This window comes from Rhizobium sp. AAP43 (assembly GCF_001296045.1).
Taxonomy (GTDB): Bacteria; Pseudomonadota; Alphaproteobacteria; order Rhizobiales; family Rhizobiaceae; genus Allorhizobium.
On sequence record NZ_LJHS01000025.1, the window covers coordinates 1 to 1,875 of the forward strand.

Annotated in this window: 1 protein-coding gene and 1 pseudogene; both read left to right on the forward strand. The window is 58.3% G+C overall.

The window, feature by feature from the left end; all coding sequences use genetic code 11:
* A pseudogene (locus IP76_RS23305) lies at positions 1-336 on the forward strand (methyl-accepting chemotaxis protein); the annotation flags it as partial.
* A gap of 61 nt (positions 337-397) precedes the next feature.
* Positions 398-1,875, forward strand: a 1,478-nt coding sequence (locus IP76_RS14385; protein WP_197278351.1) for a HAMP domain-containing protein, incomplete at its 3' end; no start/stop codon positions are given.

A 1,875-nucleotide genomic window follows, 5' to 3' on the forward strand; every position in this document is an offset into this window, starting at 1 on the left:
AACGAGGCCATCCAGCAGCTCGACAAGGTGACCCAGCAGAATGCCGGAGCCTCCGAAGGCGTCTCGTCGACTTCGCTCGAACTGGCGTCGCAGGCCGAGGAGTTGCAGGCTTCAATCTCATTCTTCCGCATCGACACTTCAGGGTCGTCTCGGTCCCACTCGCAGCCCCCCGTGCAACGTGCAAGCCAGAGTGCATCGCGAAGCCCGGCCAAGCCGACCAGATCCCACTCGTCCGGCACGGTCGCCGGCCAACAAGAGCGAGTGAAAGGATTTGCCCTCGATATGTCCATGGGTGCAGCGGACGACGAAGACGACGATTTCCGCCAGAGCGCTTGAGTAGCCTGCAATCAACGTGACCAAAGGTCCACTCGGTCAAACAATGGGGAGCATCAGCATCATGAACCTGCTCACACAAATGCGGAAGACATCTCGCGCCGAATGGGCGATTTCGGAGATCCAGGAACTCACGAAACGCCTTGCGGACGGTGACCTTTCACACCGCGCTCGCGAACAGGATGCGACCGGGGAGGCTCGTGACGTGCTGATCGCCGTCAACGCTTTGCTGGATGTCGCCATGCGTCCGGTCGGCACGCTCCATTCGGCCATCAATCGGATGGCCTTGGAGCATGACAAAGGTGACATTGATGTCGTGCTGCCGGCTGATCGCTTTCACGGCGATCTGGCCACCATGGCCACGGACATCAACGATATGGTCGCCGCTCATATCGCGGTGAAGAAGAAGGCGATGGCGGTCGTCAAGGAGTTCAGCGAGGGCAACTTCGATGCGCCGCTGGAACAGCTGCCGGGTAAGAAGGCCTTCATCAACGACACGATCGAGACCTTGCGCGGCAACCTCAAGGGTTTGATCACGGACATGAACACCATGTCGTCCGAGCATGACCGGGGCGACATCGACGTCTTCGTGCCTGTCGACAAATTCCAGGGTGACTTTGCCAAAATGGCCAAGGGCATCAACGACATGGTCGCCGGCCATATCGCGGTGAAGAAGAAGGCGATGGCGGTCGTCAAGGAGTTCAGCGAGGGCAACTTCAATGCGCCGCTCGAACAGCTGCCGGGCAAGAAGGCCTTCATCAATGATACGATTGAGACCCTGCGCGGCAACCTCAAGGGTCTGATCACGGAAATGAACACCATGTCGTCCGAGCACGACAGAGGTGACATCGACGTCTTCGTGCCTGTTGACAAATTCCAGGGTGACTTTGCCACCATGGCCAAAGGTATCAATGAGATGGTCGCCGGCCATATCGCCGTGAAGAAGAAGGCGATGGCGGTCGTCAAGGAGTTCGGCGAAGGCAATTTCCATGCGCAGCTGGAACAGCTGCCGGGCAAGAAGGCTTTCATCAACGATACGATCGACACGCTTCGTGCCAATTTCCGCGCCATCATCTCCGAGATCCAGCGCCTGATTGACGCCTCCACAGCGGGCAAGCTCAGCGAAAGAGGCGAGGCTAATCGTTTCGTCGGCGACTTCGCAGCCGTCGTTTCCGGAATCAATGGCATGCTCGATGCGATCCTTGTGCCCATCGCAGAAGGAAACCGCGTGCTCAATCAGGTCTCGTCGGGGAACCTGATGGAGCGCGTGGAAATCGAATGCGAAGGTGATCATCAGGCCATGAAGGTGGCAATCAATTCGCTGGTCGACAACCTCACATCCTTCGCGACAACAGTCAGTGCCGCCGCCGATCAGGTTGCCAGCGGCAGCCACAATCTATCCTCGAGCAGTGAACAGCTGTCGCAGGGGGCAAACGAGCAGGCGGCAGCGACTGAAGAGGCTTCAGCCTCGATGGAAGAGATGGCTGCCAACATCAAGCAGAACGCCGACAATGCATCGCAGACCGAAAAGATTGCCCGCCA